We start from the raw sequence: 20044 nt of genomic DNA on the forward strand, positions 1-20044 counted from the left end.
GTCCGCTTATCCGCGTACGAGGAAGACCGACGCATCGCTGTGCGCGGCCAGATGTCCCCCATGCGAGGCAAAGAGATAGTTGGCCGCGTTGGGCACGTGCGTGGCCATCACGACGAGATCGGCCTCGAGATCGTCGGCCACCTTCAGCAACGTCTTGTCGAGATCCACGGCAGGATCGGGCACGACGACCGCCTTCCCCGAGGCCTTGTGCCCGAATTCGTTGGCATGGCTATCCGCGAAAGCGTCCAGCTTCGCGGCATATTCCTTGGCATTATGGCCGAATTCGCTCGGCTCCTGGCTCGTAACACCTATGAAAACGACTTCCGCGTCGTGTTTCGCTGCGATTTCCGAAGCGACTCTCAACGTCTTGTCCATCTTCTCGACGTGACGCAGGTCGACCGGAACCATGATTTTCTCAAACATCTCGATCCGTCCCTCAGTCTTGAAGCGCAGCACCCTATTGCAGGATGCAACGATATCCAACCAACCCAGTGTGTCACAATCGGTTCCGGAAATCGTGAATAAATATTAAAGAAATGACATGCCGTTATCGGGTGCGGCGCGCGACGGCCCCAATTTCGCCCAAAACCGCCATACGCGGATGTACCATGTCCGATCGCCTCAGACCGGAGAGGGCGAGACGTTTTCACCGCCGATATGGAACAGATTTCAGCGGCACCAACACCGTGATCGCGGTCGGAGGCGCCTCGACGTCACCTCCGCAGGCGGCGTTCATTCCGGCGAAACATGCGGCCCGTCTCTCGGCCTTGGAGGACGCGTATCCGGCGGACGATCCGTCACACGCGGGCGGCCTCTCCGCACCTGCCCCGCCAGAAGCCAAGCGCTACAAATGCAAAACGCCCCGGCCTTTCGGTCGGGGCGCTTCGTTACTCAGATGAACCGGTCGGTTCAGCCACGCTCTTCGACGATTTCGACGAGGTGCGGGATCTTCGCGACCATACCGCGCACGGCCGGGGTATCTTCCAGCTCACGGGTACGGTTCATCTTGTCCAGACCCAGGCCTTTCAGCGTGGCACGCTGGATGGCGGGGCGACGGATCGGCGAACCGATCTGCTTGACGACGATGGTAGCCATTGATCGCTCTCCTTACGCTTCCGTGGCTTCGGCAGGTGCCTCGGCCTCGGGCTTCTTGAGGATGTCGGCCACTTTCTTGCCGCGGCGCGCAGCCACCTGACGGGGGCTTGCTTCGCGGGTCAGACCGTTCAGCGTGGCACGGATCATGTTGTAGGGGTTCTGGGTGCCGGTCGATTTCGACACGACGTCCTTCACGCCCAGCATCTCGAACACGGCACGCATCGGACCACCGGCGATGATCCCGGTACCTTCCGGTGCGGTGCGCATCACGACCTTACCAGCGCCGTGACGGCCCTCGATGTCGTGGTGCAGCGTGCGGCCATCGCGCAGCGGGACGCGGATCAGGTTGCGCTTCGCTTGCTCGGTGGCTTTGCGGATCGCTTCCGGAACCTCTTTGGCCTTGCCTTTGCCGAAGCCGACACGGCCACGCTGGTCGCCGACGACCACGAGGGCTGCGAAGCCAAAGCGCTTACCACCCTTCACGGTTTTCGACACGCGGTTGATCGCGACGAGGCGATCGGCGAATTCCGGGTTTTCGTCGCGGTCGTCGCGGCGGCCCCGGCGGTTGTCACGTTCTGCCATGAGGCATTCCTTCTCGTGATGGCGTGGTCTCACGCCGTTTGTCTCAATCCAGGTGCCCCGCCCCGAAGGGCGCGGCCCGGATCATCGGGGGGACGCGAACGTCCCCCACCAGTCTTAGAACTTCAGACCGCCTTCGCGGGCTGCGTCGGCGAGCGCCTTGATCTTCCCGTGGAACAGGAAGCCACCGCGGTCGAAGTAGCAGGTTTCGACACCGGCCTTCTTCGCACGCTCGGCGATCGCGGCGCCAACCTTGGCAGCCGCTTCGACGTTGTTCTTGCCGACCACGCCGAGATCCTTCTCGAGCGTGGAAGCGGCTGCCAGAGTGCGACCGTTGACGTCGTCGATCAGCTGAACGCTGATGTTTTTCGACGAACGATGCACCGAAAGACGGGCGCGACCAGCGGCCATCTTGCGAAGCTTGTTCCGGACGCGCAGGCGGCGCTTGAGGAACAGATCCCGTTTGCTGTTTGCCATTTTCGCGTTCCTTACTTCTTCTTACCTTCTTTGCGGAAGATATACTCGCCCTTGTAGCGGATGCCCTTGCCCTTATAGGGCTCGGGAGCACGCCATTCGCGGATATTTGCCGCGACTTGGCCCACCTGCTGCTGGTCGGAACCTTCCACAACGATCTCGGTCTGCTTCGGAGCGGTGACAGTCACGCCCTCCGGAACCTCGAAGTTGACTTCGTGCGAATAACCGAGCGACAGCTTCAGGACGTTGCCCTGCATCTGCGCACGATAACCAACACCCTGGATCTCCAGCTCCTTCTTGAAGCCTTCGGTCACGCCCTGCACGAGGTTCGCGACCTGCGAGCGGGTCATGCCCCACTGCTGGCGCGCGCGCTTCGAGAGGCCACGCGGGGTGACGGTGACGAGGTTGTCCTCGACCTTGAGGGTCACATCGTCGGTCGCGGTGAAGGAACGGGTGCCTTTCGGCCCCTTCACTTCGATGGTCTGGCCCGACAGCTGCGCCGAAACGCCGCTGGGAAGCTCGACCGGTTTCTTACCAATACGAGACATTGAGCCCTCCTTAGAATACGGTGCAGAGCACTTCGCCGCCGACATTGGCGGAGCGTGCGTTTGCATCCGACATCACGCCCTTCGAGGTCGAGACGATCGAGACGCCGAGGCCCTGACGGACCGACGGGACGTCTTTCGCGGCCATGTACACGCGACGACCGGGGGTCGAGACGCGCTGCAGCTCGCGGATGACCGGGGTGCCCTCGTAGTACTTGAGGCTGATTTCCAGCTCCGGATGGCCGGCAGCAGACGTCGTCTGCTCGTAACCACGGATGTAGCCTTCGTCAGCCAGCACGTCGAGAACCCAAGCGCGGAGCTTGGAGGCCGGGGTGCGGACGGTGGATTTGCCACGCAGTTGTGCGTTGCGGATGCGGGTCAGCATATCGCCGAGAGGATCGTTCACAGACATGTCGCCCTCCTTACCAGCTCGACTTCACCATGCCGGGGATCTGACCGTAGGAGGCCAGGTCACGCAGCATGATCCGCGAGAGTTTGAGCTTACGGTAGTAAGCGTGGGGACGACCCGTGAGCTGGCAACGATTGTGCAGCCGGACCGCCGACGAGTTGCGCGGGAGTTCCGCGAGTTTCAGCGACGCCTTGAAGCGCTCTTCCATCGGGCGCTCCTGGTCGTTGATGATTTCCTTGAGCGCGGCCCGCTTGTCAGCGTACTTGTTCACAAGACGCTGGCGCTTCGCTTCGCGCGCAACCATGGATTTCTTAGCCATAAGTTTCGTTCCTCCGCGATCAGGCGTTGAAAGGCATGTTGAAATGCTTCAACAGCGCCTTCGCTTCGGCATCCACGTCAGACGTGGTCACCATGATGATGTCCATACCCAGAACCTCATCGACCTTATCGAAGTCGATTTCCGGGAACACGATGTGTTCCTTGAGGCCCATTGCGAAGTTGCCACGACCGTCGAAGGCCGGCTTCACGCCGCGGAAGTCGCGAACGCGCGGCAGGGCAACGTTGATCAGGCGATCGAGGAATTCGTACATCCGGTCACCGCGCAGGGTCACTTTCGCGCCCAGCGGCATTTCTTCACGGACGCGGAAGCCTGCGATCGACTTCTTCGCCTTGGTCATCACGGCCTTCTGACCAGCGATGAGCGAGAGCTCTTCGGCGGCCTGCTTGACCTTCTTGGTGTCTTTCACGGCTTCGCCGACGCCCATGTTCAGCACGATCTTGTCGAGCCGCGGGATCATCATGTCGTTCTTGTAGCCGAACTCTTCTTTCAGCGCGGCTTTGATCGAGTCGCGGTAAAGAGCGCGAAGACGCGGAGTGTAGGTAGCTTGATCGAGCATCAGATCGCATCCCCCGTGGTCTTGGCGTAACGCACCTTCTTGCCGTCTTCCTCGCGGAAGCCGACGCGGGTGGCTTTGCCGTTTGCGTCCATCAGAGCCAGGTTCGACAGGTCGATCGGCATCGCCTTGGGCTGGCGACCGCCCTGGTTGGACTGGGTCTGACGCTGGTGGCGGATCGCAACGTTCACGCCGTCGACGACAGCTTTGCCGGCTTTCGGGTCAACAGAGGTGATTTCACCCTGCTTGCCCTTGTCCTTACCAGCGAGAACGACGACCTTGTCGCCTTTGCGGAGCTTAGCAGCCATTACAGCACCTCCGGAGCAAGCGAGATGATCTTCATGAAGTTCTTCGCACGCAGCTCACGCACGACCGGCCCGAAGATACGGGTGCCGACCGGCTCGCCCGCGTTGTTCAGGATGACGGCGGCGTTGCGGTCGAAACGGATGGCGGTGCCATCGTCGCGACGAACTTCTTTGGCGGTGCGCACGACGACGGCCTTGCGGACGTCACCTTTCTTCACGCGGCCGCGCGGGATCGCTTCCTTGACCGACACCACAATGATGTCGCCCACGGATGCGTAACGGCGGTGCGAGCCGCCGAGGACCTTGATGCACTGAACCCGGCGAGCGCCGGAGTTGTCAGCAACATCCAGATTGGTCTGCATCTGGATCATGGGGTTACTCCCGACCTTTGGGGACGCCTATGCAGTAAGGGCCCCAGGGTTTCGAATACTGGCGAAATGGCCGCGGCTTACGCCGTGACCACAACCCGCCAGCGCTTGGTCTTCGAGATCGGCGCGCACTCTTCGATGCGAACAATGTCACCGGTCTTGAACTGGTTTTCCGCGTCGTGGGCGCGGTATTTCTTGGACTTCCGGATCGTTTTCTTGAGAACCGGATGCGTGAAGCGGCGCTCGACCGAAACGGTGATGGTCTGGTCGTTCTTGTCCGACGTCACGGTACCTTGCAGGATGCGTTTGGGCATAGGAAGCTCTCCTTACTTCGCGGCTTCAGCGGCTTTTTGGTTCAGCACGGTCTTGATCCGTGCAACGTCCCGACGAACGGTACGCATGCGCGCGGTGTTCTCGAGCTGGTTCGTGGCCTGCTGAAAGCGGAGATTGAAGGCTTCTTTCTTCAGCGAGACGAGCTGGTCACGCAGCTCATCAGGCGTCTTCGCCTTGAGTTCTTGGGCGTTCATCCCGGGTCCTTTCTTGGCATCAGAGGGCCCCTCGCGGGTGACCCTACTTCTGATGGGTTATGTCGGTCCTGATTTCAGGAACTTGGGGCCAATATCAGAGCGAATCGAATATGGCAAGGATTGTTTGGCCTCCGGCCCGCTTTCGCGTAACAGGGGGGTAAATCCACGCCCAGTTGCGAGAGCCCCCAATGCCCGAGTCCAAATCCCAGATCGAGTCCCTTTTCGTCACCCGCCTCTACCGCGCCTCCCTATCCGAATTCGGCCCCAAGGTCGATACGAACGAGCTGGAGACCTCGTGCTACGCCATCGCCGAGGACGACGAAGCCGGTCAGGACTGGTGCGAGGAGAACGGCTATCCGGGCTATACCTCCTACGCCTCGCTCACCGACCTGCCCTGGCGCTTCCCGATCTTCGCGGACATAGTGAAGGCGCTCGACAAGCACGTTGCGGCCTTTGCCAAAGATCTCGAATTCGATCTGGGCGAGGGTAAGCTGGTGCTGGAAGACCTCTGGATCAACATCCTGCCCGAAGGCGGCACCCACAGCTCGCACCTGCACCCCCATTCGGTGATCTCGGGCACGACCTATGTCGCAATGCCCGACGGCGCCTCAGCGCTGAAGCTGGAAGACCCGCGCAGCGCCCGGATGATGGCGGCCCCTACCCGCCTCAAGACCGCCCGGCGCGAGCTGCAGCCCTTCATCTACATCGCCCCCGAACCGGGTGAGGTGCTGCTCTGGGAAAGCTGGCTGCGCCACGAGGTACCGATGAACACGGCCGAAGACGAGCGGATCTCGGTCAGCTTCAATTACAAATGGGTCGACTGAGCCCGGCGCTTTGATCGCCATCATAGCCAAGCCGCATCTCACCTGATTTTCTTGCTGCGCAACCAGACACCGGGAGCGCAGCATGAAAACACTCGTCGCCTATGCCTCGACCGAGGGGCAAACCCGCAAAATCGCGCGGCACGTCGCCGACCGCATCGCGGATCTGGGTCACTCCGCGGAATTGATTTCCACCGATGAGGCCGAAGGGATGGATCTCGGCCGGTTCGACCGGATCGTCCTCGCGGCCTCGATCCATGTCGGACATTATCAGGGTCGCTTCGCGGATTTCGTCGCCGAACAACGCGATATCATCAAGAACCGCCCGAACCTCTTTCTCTCGGTCTCGCTGGCCGCCGCCGGTCATGACGCAGAGGATTGGCGCGCCCTCGACAAAATCCTGAAGGACTTCGAAGCGGCGACCGGCTGGACGCCGGATCTGACGGAACAGATCGCGGGCGCCTATCTGCCGTCGAGATACGATATTTTCCGCCGGTTCGTGATGCGCCGGATCGTGGCGAAGAAAAATCCCGATGCCGATCTCGATGCAGATATCGAATATACCGACTGGAAGGCACTGGACGCGCTGATCGACGGCTGGATTTCCGACGGCGCCTGATCGCAGCGCCAGATACGCAAAAGCCCCGCCATCGCTGGCGGGGCTTTCGTTTGTCTTCAGCTTCAGACCGGGATTACCAGTCCTGACGCTCGACGATGCGGCAGGCCACCGGAAGCTTGGCCGCGCCGAGGCGCAGAGCCTCGCGAGCGGTCACTTCGTTGACGCCGTCGATCTCGAACATCACGCGGCCGGGCTTGACCTTGGCGGCCCAACGGTCGACCGAACCCTTACCTTTACCCATACGGACTTCGGTGGGCTTTGCGGTGATCGGGGTATCCGGGAAGATCCGGATCCAGACACGGCCTTGACGCTTCATGTGGCGGGTGATCGCACGACGCGCAGCTTCGATCTGACGGGCGGTGACGCGCTCGGGCGCCTCTGCCTTGAGGCCGAAGTGACCGAAGTTCAGGTCGAAACCACCTTTGGCTTCACCATGAATCCGGCCTTTGTGCATCTTGCGGAACTTCGTCCGTTTCGGTTGCAGCATAACTATCTACTCCCTCAGCGATCGCGACGCGGGCCGCGCGGTGCCGGGCCCTCTTGGGCTTCGGCGTGCTTGCGGTCACGAGCTTGCGGATCATGTTCCATGATCTCGCCTTTGAAGATCCAGACCTTCACGCCGATGATCCCGTAGGGGGTCGACGCTTCGGACAGCGCGTAGTCGATGTCGGCACGCAGGGTGTGCAGCGGAACGCGACCTTCGCGATACCACTCGGTCCGTGCGATCTCGGCGCCGCCCAGACGGCCAGCGACGTTCACGCGGATACCAAGACCACCCATGCGCATCGCGTTCTGCACCGCGCGCTTCATGGCGCGACGGAACGAGACACGACGCTCGAGCTGCTGAGCGATCGACTCGGCAACCAGCTGCGCGTCGAGTTCCGGCTTGCGGACTTCGACAATGTTCAGGTGCAGCTCGCTGTCGGTGAAGTTCGCCAGCTTCTTGCGGAGCGCTTCGATGTCAGCGCCCTTCTTGCCGATGATGACGCCCGGACGCGCAGCGTGAATGGTCACGCGGCACTTCTTGTGCGGACGCTCGATGATGACACGGCTGACGCCGGCCTGCTTGGCTTCCTCGTGGATGAACTCGCGGATCTTGATGTCCTCGAGCAGCAGGTCGCCGTAGTCCTTGCTGTCGGCATACCAGCGGCTATCCCAGGTGCGGTTGACCTGGAGGCGCATGCCGATCGGATTAACCTTCTGACCCATTACGCTTGCTCCTCAACCTGACGCACCTTGATGGTGATTTCCGAGAACGGCTTCATGATCTTGCCGAAGCGACCACGCGCCCGCGGACGGCCACGCTTCATCACCAGGTTCTTGCCGACCCAGGCTTCCGCCACGATGAGTTCGTCCACGTCCAGGCCGTGGTTGTTCTCTGCGTTGGCGATCGCCGACTGGAGGCACTTCTTCACGTCGAGCGCGATGCGCTTCTTCGAGAAGGTCAGGTCCGAAAGGGCCTTGTCGACCTTCTTTCCACGGATCATCGCGGCGACGAGGTTCAGTTTCTGCGGCGAGGTGCGAAGCATACGGGTCTTCGCCATCGCTTCGTTCTCCGCCACGCGGCGCGGATTCTTTTCCTTACCCATGACGATTACTTCCTCTTGGCTTTTTTATCGGCCGCATGCCCGTAATAGGTGCGGGTCGGCGAATATTCACCGAACTTCTGGCCGATCATTTCCTCGGTGACGTTGACCGGGATGTGTTTCTGACCGTTGTAGACCCCAAAGGTGAGGCCGACGAATTGCGGCAGGATGGTGGAGCGACGCGACCAGATCTTGATGACGTCGCCTTTGCCCGACTCGCGAGCCTTCTCTGCTTTTTTCAGCAGGTAGGCATCAACGAAGGGGCCTTTCCAAACAGAACGAGACATATGTTAGCGACCCTTCTTCTTCGCGTGACGCGAACGCAGGATGTACTGGTCCGTCTTCTTGTTGACGCGCGTGCGCTTGCCCTTGGTGGGCTTGCCCCACGGCGTAACCGGATGACGGCCACCCGAGGTGCGGCCTTCACCACCACCGTGCGGGTGGTCGATCGGGTTCATCGCGACACCGCGGACGGTCGGACGAACACCCATGTGGCGCTTACGACCGGCTTTACCGAGGTTCTGGTTCGAGTGGTCGGCGTTCGACACGGCACCGATGGTCGCCATGCATTCCTGACGCACGAGGCGCAGTTCGCCCGACGAAAGACGCAGCTGAGCGTAGCCGCCGTCACGACCGACGAACTGGGCGTAGGTGCCCGCGGCGCGTGCGATCTGGCCACCCTTGCCGGGCTTCAGTTCGACGTTGTGGACGATGGTACCGATCGGCATGCCCGAGAACGGCATCGCGTTGCCCGGCTTGACGTCGTGACGCGAGCCCGAAACGACCTTGTCACCAACAGCGAGACGCTGGGGTGCGAGGATGTAGGCCTGCTCACCATCTTCATAATTGATCAGCGCGATGAAGGCGGTCCGGTTCGGATCGTATTCGATCCGCTCGACGGTGCCATGAACATCGAACTTGCGACGCTTGAAATCGACGATGCGGTAGAGACGCTTCGCGCCACCACCCTTGTGCCACATCGTGATCCGCCCGGTGTTGTTCCGGCCACCCGACTTGGTCAAACCCTCAGTGAGGGCTTTGACCGGACGGCCTTTCCAAAGCTCCGAACGGTCGATCAGAACCAGCCCACGCTGGCCCGGCGTCGTCGGCTTATACGACTTGAGTGCCATGCTTTCTGTCTTCCGTTGGTTTGCGGCGAGTTGCCTCGCCTGTCTGTGTGTATAGGGCCCCGAAGGTCCCCGAATTCAAAAATCACGGGCCCCGGAACGAATCCGAGGCCGCGAGACTGGCGCGATGTAGCAGGCTTATGGGGGTGAGTCTATAGCCTTGGCCTGTTTTTACACGCGATGGCCCAAGCAACTGGCGCTTCGCGGTCCGGGCAGGCAAAATGGCCCCCGAGGCAGACGACATAACAGGAGAAAATCGATGCGTCCAACCCGAGCAATTCTGCTCGCCGCTCCGCTCTGCGCGGCAGCCACCCTCGCCACCCCGACCCTCGCCGACGCGTGGCGCGGCACCTATGAGGTCGCCGGGGTGAAGGGGCAGGACATGCTGAAACTGCGCGCAGGCCCCGGCACCGGCTACAAGGTAATCCTGGGGCTTCCCAACGGCGCAATCGTCCATGTGCGCAGCTGCGAGCGCAGCGGCAATACCCGCTGGTGCAACGTCTCGCTCGACGTCGCGCGCAACCTGCGCGGCTATGTCTCTGAGAGCTACCTGCGGGAGAAGTGAGTGGTGGGCGCTGCCCGGGCTGGCCACCCGGGCGCCCCATAAGAGGCAAGCCCCTAATCCAACTCCGCAAACGAAAAGGCCCCCGCGATCACGAGGGCCTTTCCAATGTCTCGGTCGTACCGGATTACAGGCCGGTGGTGACGTCGATCGTGTTGCCTTCTTCCAGCGTCACGTAGGCTTTCTTGAAGTCCGAGCGACGGCCGGGGGTGCCCCGGAAGCGCTTGGTCTTGCCCTTGGTGATGGTGGTGTTGACCGCCTTCACCTTGACGCCGAAGAGAGTCTCGACAGCTTCTTTGATCTGCGGCTTCGAAGCGTCTTTCGCCACTTCGAAAACAACAGCGCCGTTCTCCGAGGCCATTGTGGCCTTCTCGGTGATGACCGGCTTGACGATCACGTCGTAATGTTCGGGTTTCGCGCTCATTTCAGACGAGCCTCCAGAGCTTCGACACCCGCCTTCGTGAGCACGAGCGTGTCACGCTTGAGGATGTCATACACGTTGGCGCCCATCGAAGGCAGCACATCGATGCCGTCGATGTTGCGCGCGGCTTGGGCGAAGTTCTCGTTCACCTCGGCCCCGTCGATCACCAGCACCTTCTTCCAGCCCAGCTCCTTGGCGGCTTTCGCCAGCAGCTTGGTCTTGGCTTCGGCGAGCTGCGCGTCCTCCAGGACGATCAGTTTGCCAGCGGCGGCTTTCGACGACAGCGCGTGCTTCAGACCTAGAGCCCGGAACTTCTTGGGCAGGTCATGAGCGTGGCTGCGCGGGGTCGGACCCTTGTAGACACCACCCTTGCGGAAGATCGGCGCCTTGCGGGAACCGTGACGTGCGCCACCGGTGCCCTTCTGACGGTAGATCTTCTTGGTCGAGTAGCTGACCTCCGAGCGGGTGAGAACCGAGTGGGTGCCCTGCTGAGCCTTCGCGCGCTGCCAGCGCACGACGCGATGCAGGATGTCCGCACGCGGCTCGAGCCCGAAGATCTCGTCGGCGAGGTCAATCGAACCGGCCTTGCCGGCGTCGAGCTTGATCACATCGAGTTTCATTCTTTGTCTCCTTCGGGCGCTTCGCCGCCGTCTTCGCCTTTATCGGCTTCGATCGACGCTTCGGCTTCCTTCAGCGCGGCAGCTTCCTGAGCGGCCTGCTCCTCGGCGAGACGCTGAGCTTCGGCTTCGGCCTCGGCGGCAGCGGCGGCAGCGGCTTCTTCGGCAGCTTTCGCAGCGGCTTCGGCAGCCGACTTCAGCGCGGCGGGGTAGATGATGTTCTCGGAAAGCGGCTTCTTGACCGCATCCTTGACCGTCACCCAGCCACCTTTGGCGCCCGGAACCGAACCCTTGACCATGATCAGGCCACGGTCGGCATCGGTCTTGACGACCTGAAGGTTCTGGGTCGTGACACGGACGGCACCGAGGTGACCGGCCATCTTCTTGCCCTTGAACACTTTACCCGGGTCCTGACACTGGCCGGTCGAACCGTGCGAGCGGTGCGAGATCGACACGCCGTGCGTGGCGCGCAGACCGCCGAAGTTGTGACGCTTCATCGCACCGGCGAAACCCTTACCGATCGAGGTGCCCGCGATATCCACGAACTGACCTTCGAAATAGTGGTTCGCGGTGATTTCCTCGCCCACTTCGATCAGATTTTCTTCAGCGACGCGGAATTCCGCGACCTTGCGCTTCGGGGCGACATTGGCTTTCGCGAAGTGACCACGCAGGGCGGCGGTCGTACGCTTGGCCTTGGCTTCACCAGCGCCGAGCTGAACGGCCGTGTAGCCGTCGGTCTCGGAAGTGCGCTGAGCCACCACCTGAAGCTTGTCGAGTTGGAGAACGGTCACAGGAACCTGCTTGCCGTCCTCAAGGAAGAGCCGGGTCATGCCCAGCTTCTTGGCGATAACACCAGTCCGCAGCATAATGCCCTCCTTACACCTTGATCTCGACGTCGACGCCCGCTGCGAGGTCGAGCTTCATCAGCGCGTCCACGGTCTGGGGGGTCGGATCGACGATGTCGAGAAGACGCTTATGCGTCCGGATTTCCCACTGGTCGCGCGACTTCTTGTCGATGTGCGGACCACGCAGAACCGTGAATTTCTCGATCTTGTTCGGGAGCGGGATGGGCCCGCGAACCTGGGCACCCGTGCGCTTCGCGGTGTTCACGATTTCCTGGGTGCTGGCGTCCAGCACGCGGTAATCGAACGCCTTGAGCCGGATGCGGATATTTTGGCCGGTCATATGTCATGCCTCTTCGCATGGCGTGAAGGTTGAGAGGCAGACGGCACCGAATGTAGCGCCTGCATCGAACCTATAAATCTTGGCAGATCAGGCGCGTCCTCTATGGCGTCACCCTGAGTCTGTCAAGAGCGAATGGCGCGCCTTTCGGCGCACCATTCAGATTCTTTCCAACTGTCGTTTTCGGGACCCCGGAGTGGGCCCCGAAACCACCGATCACTCGATGATTTTCGACACCACGCCGGCGCCGACGGTGCGGCCGCCTTCGCGGATTGCGAAGCGCAGACCGTCTTCCATCGCGATCGGAGCGATCAGTTCGACTTCGAACTTCAGATTGTCGCCCGGCATCACCATCTCGGTGCCCTCGGGCAGCGTCACGGTGCCGGTCACGTCCGTCGTGCGGAAGTAGAACTGCGGACGGTAGTTCGCGAAGAACGGGGTGTGACGGCCACCTTCCTCTTTGGTGAGGATGTAGGCTTCAGCTTCGAACTTCGTGTGCGGCTTCACCGAACCCGGCTTGCACAGAACCTGACCACGCTCGACGCCGTCACGGTCGATGCCGCGCAGCAGCGCGCCGATGTTGTCGCCAGCTTCACCACGGTCCAGCAGCTTGCGGAACATCTCGACGCCCGTGCAGGTCGTCTTCGAGGTGTCGCGGATGCCCACGATTTCCAGTTCGTCGCCGACGTTGATCACGCCACGCTCGACGCGGCCGGTCACAACCGTACCACGACCCGAGATCGAGAACACGTCTTCGATCGGCATCAGGAAGGGCTGGTCCACGGCGCGCTCCGGCGTCGGGATGTAGCTGTCGACAGCTTCCATCAGCGCACGGATCGAGTTCTCGCCGATTTCCGGATCACGGCCTTCCATCGCGGCCAGAGCCGAACCCTTGATGATCGGGATATCGTCGCCGGGGAAGTCGTAGGACGACAGAAGTTCACGAACTTCCATTTCCACGAGCTCGAGCAGCTCCTCGTCGTCGACCTGGTCAACCTTGTTCAGGTACACGACCATCGCCGGGATGCCGACCTGGCGGCCGAGCAGGATGTGCTCGCGCGTCTGCGGCATCGGGCCGTCAGCTGCGTTCACGACCAGGATCGCGCCGTCCATCTGCGCGGCACCCGTGATCATGTTCTTCACGTAGTCGGCGTGGCCGGGGCAGTCGACGTGCGCGTAGTGACGCGACTCGGTCTCGTACTCCACGTGCGCGGTCGAGATCGTGATGCCGCGGGCTTTCTCTTCCGGCGCGCCGTCGATCTGGTCATACGCGCGGAAATCACCGAAATACTTCGTGATCGCAGCCGTCAGCGTCGTCTTGCCGTGGTCAACGTGGCCAATCGTGCCGATGTTGACGTGCGGTTTGTTACGTTCAAACTTTTCCTTTGCCATGATGGCCTCCTGTCAGTGCGTTGGGTGGGAAAGGCGCCGGGTCTCCCCGGCGCGCGTCCCTTACGCGTATTTCTTCTGAATCTCGTCCGAGATGTTCTGCGGCACGGCTTCGTAATGGCTGAAGAGCATCGTGAAGACCGCACGGCCCGAGGACATCGAACGCAGGTTGTTGATGTAGCCGAACATGTTGGCGAGCGGCACGAAGGCGTTCACGACGACCGCGTTGCCGCGGGTGTCCTGACCTTGCACCTGGCCCCGACGCGAGGTCAGGTCGCCAATGATGCCACCGGTATATTCTTCCGGGGTCACCACTTCGACTTTCATCATCGGCTCGAGCAGCTTCGCGCCAGCCTTGCGCAGACCTTCACGCATCGCGGCACGCGACGCGATTTCGAAGGCGAGCACCGAGGAGTCGACGTCGTGGAATGCACCGTCAACCAGCGCAACCTTGAAGTCGATCACCGGGAAGCCTGCCAGCGGACCGGAGTCCATGACCGACTTGATGCCCTTTTCGACGCCCGGGATGTATTCCTTCGGAACAGCACCACCAACGATGCGGCTCTCGAACGAATAACCTTCGCCCGGCTCGGTCGGCGAGATCTCGAGCTTGACGCGCGCGAACTGACCGGTACCGCCGGTCTGCTTCTTGTGCGTGTAGTCGATCTCGGTCGCGTGGCTGATCGTCTCGCGATAGGCCACCTGCGGCGCACCGATATTCGCCTCGACCTTGAACTCGCGCTTCATGCGGTCGACCAGGATGTCGAGGTGAAGTTCGCCCATGCCCTTCATGATGGTCTGGCCCGACTCGAGGTCGGTTTCGACGCGGAAGGACGGGTCTTCGGCTGCCAGGCGCTGAAGGGCGAGGCCCATCTTTTCCTGGTCGGCTTTCGACTTCGGCTCCACGGCGATCTCGATCACCGGATCGGGGAAGGTCATCGTTTCGAGAACGACCTGGTTGTTCGGGTCGCACAGCGTGTCACCGGTGGTGGTCTCTTTGAGACCGGCCAGCGCGATGATGTCGCCCGCATAGGCTTCTTCGATCTCGGTCCGGTTGTTCGAGTGCATCATCATCATACGACCGATGCGCTCTTTACGACCTTTGGTCGAGTTCAGGATCGAGTCGCCCTTCTTCAGCGTGCCCGAGTAGAGGCGCGTGAAGGTGAGCGAACCCACGAAGGGGTCGTTCATGATCTTGAACGCGAGACCCGACAGGGGCTCTTCGTCCGAGGCATGACGTGCGATGTTGCGGGTTTCCGTCTCGTCGTCCGGCGAGAAGCCCATGTAGGCGGGCACGTCGAGCGGCGAGGGCAGGAAGTCGACCACGGCGTTGAGCAGCGGCTGGACACCCTTGTTCTTGAAGGCCGAACCACCGAGAACCGGAACGAAGGACAGCGACAGCGTGCCCTTGCGGATCAGGTTGCGCAGCGTCGGGATATCGGGCTCTTCGCCTTCGAGATAGGCCATCATCGCGTCGTCGTCTTGCTCGACGGCGTTCTCGATGAGGTGCGAACGCCATTCGTCCGCGGTCGCCTTCAGATCGTCACGGATCGGCTGACGCACCCAGGCAGCGCCCAGATCTTCGCCTTTCCAGACCCACTCTTCCATGGTGACCAGGTCGACGATGCCTTCGAGTTGATCTTCGGCACCGATCGGGAAGTTCACCGGAACCGGAGTCGCACCGGTGCGGTCCTTGATCATCTTCACGCAGTTGAAGAAGTCCGCGCCGATCTTGTCCATCTTGTTGACGAAGACGAGGCGCGGAACCTTGTAGCGGTCAGCCTGACGCCACACGGTCTCGGTCTGCGGCTCAACACCGGCGTTCCCGTCGAGCAGCGCGACAGCGCCGTCGAGCACGGCCAGCGAACGCTCCACCTCGATGGTGAAGTCGACGTGGCCGGGGGTGTCGATGATGTTCATACGGAACTTGGTATCATCCGTACCTTCGGCGGTCGGATCTTCCTGCCACTGCCAGAAAGTCGTGGTAGCTGCCGAGGTGATGGTGATGCCGCGCTCGGCCTCTTGCTCCATCCAGTCCATGGTAGCAGCACCGTCGTGCACTTCGCCGATCTTGTGCGACTTGCCGGTGTAGAACAGGATGCGCTCGGTCGTCGTGGTTTTACCAGCGTCGATATGCGCCATGATCCCGAAGTTGCGATAACGCTTTAGGGGATATTCGCGAGCCATGGTGGCGTCCTTCCGTTATTACCAGCGATAATGGCTGAACGCTTTGTTCGCGTCGGCCATCTTGTGGGTGTCTTCGCGCTTCTTGACCGCGGAACCACGCGAGTTCACGGCATCGAGGAGTTCGCCGGCGAGGCGCTCTTCCATGGTGTTCTCGTTGCGGGACTTGGCGGCAGCGATGAGCCAGCGGATGGCCAGCGCTTCGCGGCGGGTCGGGCGCACCTCGACCGGAACCTGATAGGTGGCACCACCCACACGACGCGAACGCACTTCGACCGAAGGCTTCACGTTGTCGAGGGCTTCGTGGAACACCTCGATGGGCTCACGCTTGAGCTTGCCCTCAACGCGGTTGAGCGCGTTGTAGACGATTTTCTCGGCGGCGGACTTCTTGCCGTCGATCATCAGGTTGTTCATGAATTTGGTCAGCACGCGATCGCCATATTTGGCGTCGGGCAGGACTTCGCGCTTCTCAGCGGCGTGACGACGAGACATCTCGAGATCTCCTTACTTCGGACGCTTCGCGCCGTATTTCGAACGGCGTTGACGACGGTCTTTAACACCTTGCGTATCGAGCACACCGCGCAGGATGTGGTAACGAACGCCCGGAAGGTCTTTCACACGGCCGCCACGAATGAGCACAACGGAGTGCTCCTGGAGGTTGTGCTTCTCGCCCGGGATGTAGGAGATGACCTCGAAGCCATTCGTCAGGCGCACCTTGGCAACCTTACGCATAGCGGAGTTCGGTTTCTTCGGCGTCGTAGTGTAGACGCGCGTGCACACGCCACGCTTTTGCGGGCATTCTTGGAGGTGCTGCGACTTAGAGCGCTTCACCTTGGGCTGCCGCGGTTTGCGGATCAGCTGTTGGATCGTCGGCATTCGGTTCCCCGTTCTGCTGTCAATACTCGCCCCGTTTCCGGAGGCGCCACTTCTCGACGCGTTTCCGCGCGGATTCGCGAAAACGCCAAATCGCATTCCTCCCCGGCCCGAGGACCGCGGCGAATGCGTTGAATTCCAGAGGATCGGGGCGAAGGCCCGGATCATGACCACTAGAAATCGGCGACCCTTCGGGCAGACTTCACCCGTCAGGTAGCGCGGCGTATAGGGGGAGTCGTCTGGGTTGTCAACTCTCGCGCCGGGCCTCGCCGCGCACTTGCGCCACAAGCCGCGCGCCCCACCCTGCGAAGAGGATTCCCCAGAGCAGCCAGGCCACCGTAAGGCTTACCAGTCCGGCGAAATAGGTGTCGGACAGAAAGTGCCGTCCGGTGCCGATCCGCTGCACGATGATGAAGACCGCGACGAAGACGCCGACTGCGCGCAGATAGAGCACGCCCCAGCGTGGCAGGTGCGCCCGCCACAGCTCTGCGCCGAGCCATATCAGCAGCCCCAGCGCAACTGCCGCCGCGACCTCGCCCGACACGAACGAGCAGTTCCGCGAGCATTGATCGGTGAAGGTGCCCGGCAGGCTGAAGTGATGCGCGCCGCCGAATAGATCAACATTCGCAGGTCGCGCTCGCCCGGAATTCGCCTTCAGCACGCCGTTCACGACCACGATCGGACCAAGCAGATAGAGAAGGCAGATGAAGGCCCAGATCCGCGCAGGCAAACGCAGCACCGTGCGATGGCGCAACCCCGCCCATGGCCACGCCACGAGCGAGACGACGAACAGCACGATGGAGATATCCCAGATCCGCTGGCGCAGCCATTCCCAGAGCGGGTTGGTGATGACCGTGAACCCCTCCCCTGCCCGGTAGAACAGCCCGGCGGTGCCCAGATCGAGTTCCGGCACCAGGCGGAACAGCAGGAAGCCTCCGATCCACGCCGCCAGCAGCAGCCGGACGGCAAAGCTCATATCAATTTTCGGAACGGACACAGCGCGCCTCCACCAGATAAGCCGCATATCCCTTATCGGCCCAAGTCCCCGTCGCGTCGAGCTGCGCCGCCGGCGAGACCGGGCCGCTGCCGCAATCGGGCGGGCTGTTGGCGATCAGAAGTAGGCGGCCGTTGTAGTCCTGTGGCAAGGGCCACATCTGCTCGTAATAGCTGTCGGCCCGCACGACGGGCCTCGGTGCGTAGACGGTCACGCCCGCGCCCTGCCCCGTATAGAACAGATCGGCGAGGATTGCGCGATTGCTGGCATACACCGGAACATCGGCCTCTTTCGCGAGCGTCAGGATCTGGCGGCTCAGATCGGCCTGCCCCAACCACCGCTTCAGAAGCGGCGCGCCGTCTTTTTGCGGATAGGGTGCGAGGACGGTCAGCAGCGGGATCGACAGCGCGATCAGACCGTTGATCAGGATTGCAATCCAGCGCCAGATGTCGCGCAGAACCATCGCCGCCAGAACGGTTCCGGCGAAATAGGCGGCGACCGCCCAATTGGCATAGGCCCGGTCCAAGAGCGCCTCGAGCGTCACCGCGACCAGCGGCGGCACCGAGAGCATCGCCAGCCCGCGCTTCGCCGGGTCGCCCCAACTCGCATAGCCGATCAGCAATGCCACCATCGTCACCGGCCCGAAGACGGCGAATTGCGAGGCGACGAACTCGAGCATCGAGCTGAAATTCAGCTCGGCCCCTTCGCGGACCCAGCCGACGTTATCCATCGTATGCGAGACCGTGGTCAGGCCATGGGTGAGGTTCCAGACCACGTTCGGCGCGATCACGAGCCCGAACGCCAGCGCCGCAATCCCCGTATTGCGCCAGCCGATCCGCCATGCCGGCGCGACAAGTGCAGCCAGCGCCAGACCGGGGATCAGGTAGATTGCAGCGTATTTCGCCATGAAGGCCAGCCCTGCCGTCAGCCCCGCGGCCAGCGCGTCCGACCAATGGCGGCTACCGCCCGCGCGGTGCAGGAACAGCAAGCTTAACGCGTAGAAGGGCGCCATCACCGTATCGGTCGAGATCAGCACCGAGCCGAGCGCGACGAAGGGCAGCGTCACATAGATCGCAGCCGACCAGATCGCGACCCGACGCGATGCGATCCGGGCTCCCAAGGCGCCAAGTACCAGCGCCGTGATTCCGTGCAGAATGGCGCCCGGCATCCGCACCCAGAACGGCGCATCGGAGCCCGCCAGATCGGTCACCGCCCGAAGCAGCCAGCCGATCAGCGGCGGCTTAGAATAATAGCCGAAGTCGAGATGCTGGCCCCAAAGCCAGTATTGCGCCTCGTCGACGAAGAGATCGGTTTTGTTGAACGCCAGGAATACGAGCCGCAGCGCAGTGGCCGCGGCGACGACGATCAGGGTCGGGAGGAACCAGCCGTCCCGATCCGCCCCGCGATCAAGCTTCGCGCCGACGCTTGGCATAGATCAGCCACAGATTGCGCCCGTAGATGAACACCCCGAGCGACTGGCCGAGAACGAAAACCGGGTCTCTGCGATAGAGCGCATAGGTCAGCAGCATCGCACCGCCCGCGACCGAGAAATACCAGAACGAAATGGGCACTACGGATTCGCCCTTGCGCTCGGAGGCAATCCACTGGACGAGAAACCGCCCGGTGAACATCAGCTGCGCAAGCAGGCCGAACAGGACCCACCACAGCTCGACTATGCTTTCCACGTGAAGCATATCCATCAGCCAGTCCATCGGCGTCACTCCTCGCGCGCCACTTCTCCGGGCTGCGCTTTCTTGCGCCGACGGAGAAGCCACGCAACGCCCATCAGGTCGACGATGCCGACAAGACCGCGCTGCAGATTGTTGTAATTCGAGCTGCCGCCGCCGCGCGAGCGGTGGGCCACGTCGACATGGGCCACCTGCCACCCATCGCGCGAGAACAGCGCGGGGAGGTAGCGATGCATATGGTCGAAATAGGGCAGCGCCAGGAACGCCTCGCGCCGGAATGCCTTGAGGCCGCAACCGGTGTCGCGGGTTCCATCCTTGAGGATCGCGCCGCGGATCTTGTTCGCGAGCTTGGACGCCAGCTTCTTCGACATCGTGTCCTGCCGCCCGACGCGTTGCCCCGCGACCAGCCCGATCATCTCGGAGCCCTCGGCGCGCAGCGGCGCCATAAGCGCAGGCAGTTCCGACGGCGGGTTCTGACCGTCACCATCGAGCGTGCAGATGATGTGGCCCTTCGCGGCCCGAACGCCCGAATGCACGCCCGCGCTCTGACCGCCCGAAGCCCGCTGACCGGCGGCGTTCAAATGCTGCAGCAGACGCAGGTTCGGATGGGTCTCCATGCGCTCGCGCAGAATCTGGTCCATCCCGTCATCCGAGCCGTCATCGACCACGATCACCTCGTAGTCGCAAACCGGCGCGCAGGCGGCGTCGATCTCGTCGAGGAGCCCCGCGATGTTGGGCGCCTCGTTCTTTGCCGGGATGACGATGGAAATCTCGGGCATGGGTGCC

At 62.1% G+C, this 20044-nt stretch carries 32 protein-coding genes; 3 read left to right on the top strand and 29 right to left on the bottom strand.

Going from position 1 to position 20044, the window contains the following annotated elements:
- Positions 1 to 6: 6 nt before the first annotated feature.
- From BMG03_RS17715 to rpmC, 12 genes are all read right to left on the bottom strand, one after another.
- On the bottom strand, positions 7 to 423 hold the full coding sequence (locus tag BMG03_RS17715; RefSeq protein ID WP_075773859.1) for a universal stress protein: 417 nt from the start codon (positions 421 to 423) through the stop codon (positions 7 to 9).
- A 486-nt stretch (positions 424 to 909) separates the two neighbouring features.
- The gene (gene rpmD / locus BMG03_RS17720) at positions 910 to 1095 is read right to left on the bottom strand and encodes a 50S ribosomal protein L30 (RefSeq protein ID WP_075773858.1); all 186 of its coding nucleotides are present in this window, start codon (positions 1093 to 1095) and stop codon (positions 910 to 912) included.
- Between the two features lie 12 nt (positions 1096 to 1107).
- Positions 1108 to 1677, bottom strand: a complete 570-nt coding sequence (gene rpsE / locus BMG03_RS17725) for a 30S ribosomal protein S5 (protein WP_075773857.1) — start codon at positions 1675 to 1677, stop codon at positions 1108 to 1110.
- 114 nt (positions 1678 to 1791) lie between these two features.
- On the bottom strand, positions 1792 to 2151 hold the full coding sequence (gene rplR, locus BMG03_RS17730) for a 50S ribosomal protein L18 (RefSeq protein ID WP_075773856.1): 360 nt from the start codon (positions 2149 to 2151) through the stop codon (positions 1792 to 1794).
- 11 nt (positions 2152 to 2162) lie between these two features.
- A complete protein-coding gene (gene rplF / locus BMG03_RS17735) occupies positions 2163 to 2696 on the bottom strand; it encodes a 50S ribosomal protein L6 (RefSeq protein ID WP_075773855.1) in 534 nt (177 codons plus the stop codon).
- A 10-nt stretch (positions 2697 to 2706) separates the two neighbouring features.
- Positions 2707 to 3105: a 30S ribosomal protein S8 gene (gene rpsH, locus BMG03_RS17740; RefSeq protein WP_088719470.1), complete on the bottom strand. Its 399-nt coding sequence runs from the start codon at positions 3103 to 3105 to the stop codon at positions 2707 to 2709.
- A 10-nt stretch (positions 3106 to 3115) separates the two neighbouring features.
- Positions 3116 to 3421, bottom strand: a complete 306-nt coding sequence (rpsN, locus tag BMG03_RS17745; RefSeq protein WP_075773854.1) for a 30S ribosomal protein S14 — start codon at positions 3419 to 3421, stop codon at positions 3116 to 3118.
- 19 nt (positions 3422 to 3440) lie between these two features.
- A complete protein-coding gene (rplE, locus tag BMG03_RS17750; RefSeq protein WP_075773853.1) occupies positions 3441 to 3998 on the bottom strand; it encodes a 50S ribosomal protein L5 in 558 nt (185 codons plus the stop codon).
- Positions 3998 to 4303, bottom strand: coding sequence for a 50S ribosomal protein L24 (gene rplX / locus BMG03_RS17755; RefSeq protein ID WP_075773852.1), 306 nt, complete (start codon positions 4301 to 4303; stop codon positions 3998 to 4000). Before rplX ends, rplE begins: the two co-directional genes overlap by 1 nt.
- Positions 4303 to 4671 carry a 50S ribosomal protein L14 gene (rplN, locus tag BMG03_RS17760; RefSeq protein ID WP_075773851.1) on the bottom strand — a complete coding sequence of 123 codons (369 nt, stop codon included), beginning with the start codon at positions 4669 to 4671 and terminating at the stop codon, positions 4303 to 4305. The genes rplX and rplN overlap by 1 nt, the downstream gene beginning before the upstream one ends.
- 77 nt (positions 4672 to 4748) lie before the next feature.
- The gene (gene rpsQ, locus BMG03_RS17765) at positions 4749 to 4982 is read right to left on the bottom strand and encodes a 30S ribosomal protein S17 (protein WP_075773850.1); all 234 of its coding nucleotides are present in this window, start codon (positions 4980 to 4982) and stop codon (positions 4749 to 4751) included.
- 12 nt (positions 4983 to 4994) lie between these two features.
- The gene (gene rpmC, locus BMG03_RS17770) at positions 4995 to 5195 is read right to left on the bottom strand and encodes a 50S ribosomal protein L29 (protein WP_075773849.1); all 201 of its coding nucleotides are present in this window, start codon (positions 5193 to 5195) and stop codon (positions 4995 to 4997) included.
- Positions 5196 to 5383: 188 nt separating this feature from the next.
- Between rpmC and BMG03_RS17775 the strand changes: the two genes are divergently transcribed.
- Positions 5384 to 6019, top strand: coding sequence for a 2OG-Fe(II) oxygenase family protein (locus tag BMG03_RS17775; protein WP_075773848.1), 636 nt, complete (start codon positions 5384 to 5386; stop codon positions 6017 to 6019).
- An 82-nt stretch (positions 6020 to 6101) separates the two neighbouring features.
- Positions 6102 to 6635: a flavodoxin domain-containing protein gene (locus tag BMG03_RS17780; protein WP_075773847.1), complete on the top strand. Its 534-nt coding sequence runs from the start codon at positions 6102 to 6104 to the stop codon at positions 6633 to 6635.
- A 73-nt stretch (positions 6636 to 6708) separates the two neighbouring features.
- On the opposite strand, the gene rplP is transcribed toward BMG03_RS17780, so the two are convergent.
- From rplP to rplB, 5 genes are read right to left on the bottom strand one after another with little or no spacing between them, the layout of a single operon-like run.
- A complete protein-coding gene (rplP, locus tag BMG03_RS17785; RefSeq protein WP_075773846.1) occupies positions 6709 to 7122 on the bottom strand; it encodes a 50S ribosomal protein L16 in 414 nt (137 codons plus the stop codon).
- 14 nt (positions 7123 to 7136) lie between these two features.
- On the bottom strand, positions 7137 to 7844 hold the full coding sequence (rpsC, locus tag BMG03_RS17790) for a 30S ribosomal protein S3 (protein ID WP_075773845.1): 708 nt from the start codon (positions 7842 to 7844) through the stop codon (positions 7137 to 7139).
- Complete coding sequence (rplV, locus tag BMG03_RS17795) at positions 7844 to 8224, bottom strand: 50S ribosomal protein L22 (protein ID WP_075773844.1); 381 nt, start codon at positions 8222 to 8224, stop codon at positions 7844 to 7846. The genes rpsC and rplV overlap by 1 nt, the downstream gene beginning before the upstream one ends.
- Before the next feature lie 5 nt (positions 8225 to 8229).
- A complete protein-coding gene (gene rpsS / locus BMG03_RS17800; protein ID WP_075773843.1) occupies positions 8230 to 8508 on the bottom strand; it encodes a 30S ribosomal protein S19 in 279 nt (92 codons plus the stop codon).
- Positions 8509 to 8511: 3 nt separating this feature from the next.
- On the bottom strand, positions 8512 to 9351 hold the full coding sequence (rplB, locus tag BMG03_RS17805; RefSeq protein ID WP_075773842.1) for a 50S ribosomal protein L2: 840 nt from the start codon (positions 9349 to 9351) through the stop codon (positions 8512 to 8514).
- A 256-nt stretch (positions 9352 to 9607) separates the two neighbouring features.
- Between rplB and BMG03_RS17810 the strand changes: the two genes are divergently transcribed.
- Positions 9608 to 9913, top strand: coding sequence for an SH3 domain-containing protein (locus BMG03_RS17810; protein ID WP_075773841.1), 306 nt, complete (start codon positions 9608 to 9610; stop codon positions 9911 to 9913).
- 124 nt (positions 9914 to 10037) lie between these two features.
- Here the strand turns inward: BMG03_RS17810 and BMG03_RS17815 are convergent, their stop codons facing one another.
- The 12 genes from BMG03_RS17815 to BMG03_RS17870 form a co-directional block, all read right to left on the bottom strand.
- Entirely contained in the window at positions 10038 to 10334 is a 297-nt protein-coding gene (locus BMG03_RS17815) for a 50S ribosomal protein L23 (protein ID WP_075773840.1), read from the bottom strand.
- The gene (rplD, locus tag BMG03_RS17820) at positions 10331 to 10951 is read right to left on the bottom strand and encodes a 50S ribosomal protein L4 (protein ID WP_075773839.1); all 621 of its coding nucleotides are present in this window, start codon (positions 10949 to 10951) and stop codon (positions 10331 to 10333) included. The genes BMG03_RS17815 and rplD overlap by 4 nt, the downstream gene beginning before the upstream one ends.
- Positions 10948 to 11814 (bottom strand): 50S ribosomal protein L3, encoded by an 867-nt coding sequence (gene rplC / locus BMG03_RS17825; RefSeq protein WP_075773838.1) that lies wholly within the window; start codon positions 11812 to 11814, stop codon positions 10948 to 10950. The genes rplD and rplC overlap by 4 nt, the downstream gene beginning before the upstream one ends.
- Before the next feature lie 10 nt (positions 11815 to 11824).
- Positions 11825 to 12133, bottom strand: coding sequence for a 30S ribosomal protein S10 (gene rpsJ / locus BMG03_RS17830; protein ID WP_036639457.1), 309 nt, complete (start codon positions 12131 to 12133; stop codon positions 11825 to 11827).
- Positions 12134 to 12346: 213 nt separating this feature from the next.
- A complete protein-coding gene (gene tuf / locus BMG03_RS17835; RefSeq protein WP_077701325.1) occupies positions 12347 to 13522 on the bottom strand; it encodes an elongation factor Tu in 1176 nt (391 codons plus the stop codon).
- A gap of 60 nt (positions 13523 to 13582) precedes the next feature.
- Entirely contained in the window at positions 13583 to 15706 is a 2124-nt protein-coding gene (gene fusA / locus BMG03_RS17840; RefSeq protein ID WP_075773837.1) for an elongation factor G, read from the bottom strand.
- A gap of 18 nt (positions 15707 to 15724) precedes the next feature.
- The gene (gene rpsG / locus BMG03_RS17845) at positions 15725 to 16195 is read right to left on the bottom strand and encodes a 30S ribosomal protein S7 (RefSeq protein ID WP_075773836.1); all 471 of its coding nucleotides are present in this window, start codon (positions 16193 to 16195) and stop codon (positions 15725 to 15727) included.
- Between the two features lie 12 nt (positions 16196 to 16207).
- Entirely contained in the window at positions 16208 to 16579 is a 372-nt protein-coding gene (gene rpsL / locus BMG03_RS17850) for a 30S ribosomal protein S12 (RefSeq protein WP_038074720.1), read from the bottom strand.
- Between the two features lie 244 nt (positions 16580 to 16823).
- A complete protein-coding gene (locus tag BMG03_RS17855; protein ID WP_075773835.1) occupies positions 16824 to 17552 on the bottom strand; it encodes a phosphatase PAP2 family protein in 729 nt (242 codons plus the stop codon).
- A gap of 1 nt (position 17553) precedes the next feature.
- Positions 17554 to 19002, bottom strand: a complete 1449-nt coding sequence (locus tag BMG03_RS17860; protein WP_077701327.1) for an ArnT family glycosyltransferase — start codon at positions 19000 to 19002, stop codon at positions 17554 to 17556.
- A complete protein-coding gene (locus BMG03_RS17865; protein WP_075773834.1) occupies positions 18977 to 19282 on the bottom strand; it encodes a lipid-A-disaccharide synthase N-terminal domain-containing protein in 306 nt (101 codons plus the stop codon). The genes BMG03_RS17860 and BMG03_RS17865 overlap by 26 nt, the downstream gene beginning before the upstream one ends.
- 5 nt (positions 19283 to 19287) lie before the next feature.
- Positions 19288 to 20037, bottom strand: a complete 750-nt coding sequence (locus BMG03_RS17870) for a glycosyltransferase family 2 protein (RefSeq protein WP_075773833.1) — start codon at positions 20035 to 20037, stop codon at positions 19288 to 19290.
- Positions 20038 to 20044 lie beyond the last annotated feature (7 nt).

Source organism: Thioclava nitratireducens, from assembly GCF_001940525.2.
Classification (GTDB): Bacteria; Pseudomonadota; Alphaproteobacteria; order Rhodobacterales; family Rhodobacteraceae; genus Thioclava; species Thioclava nitratireducens.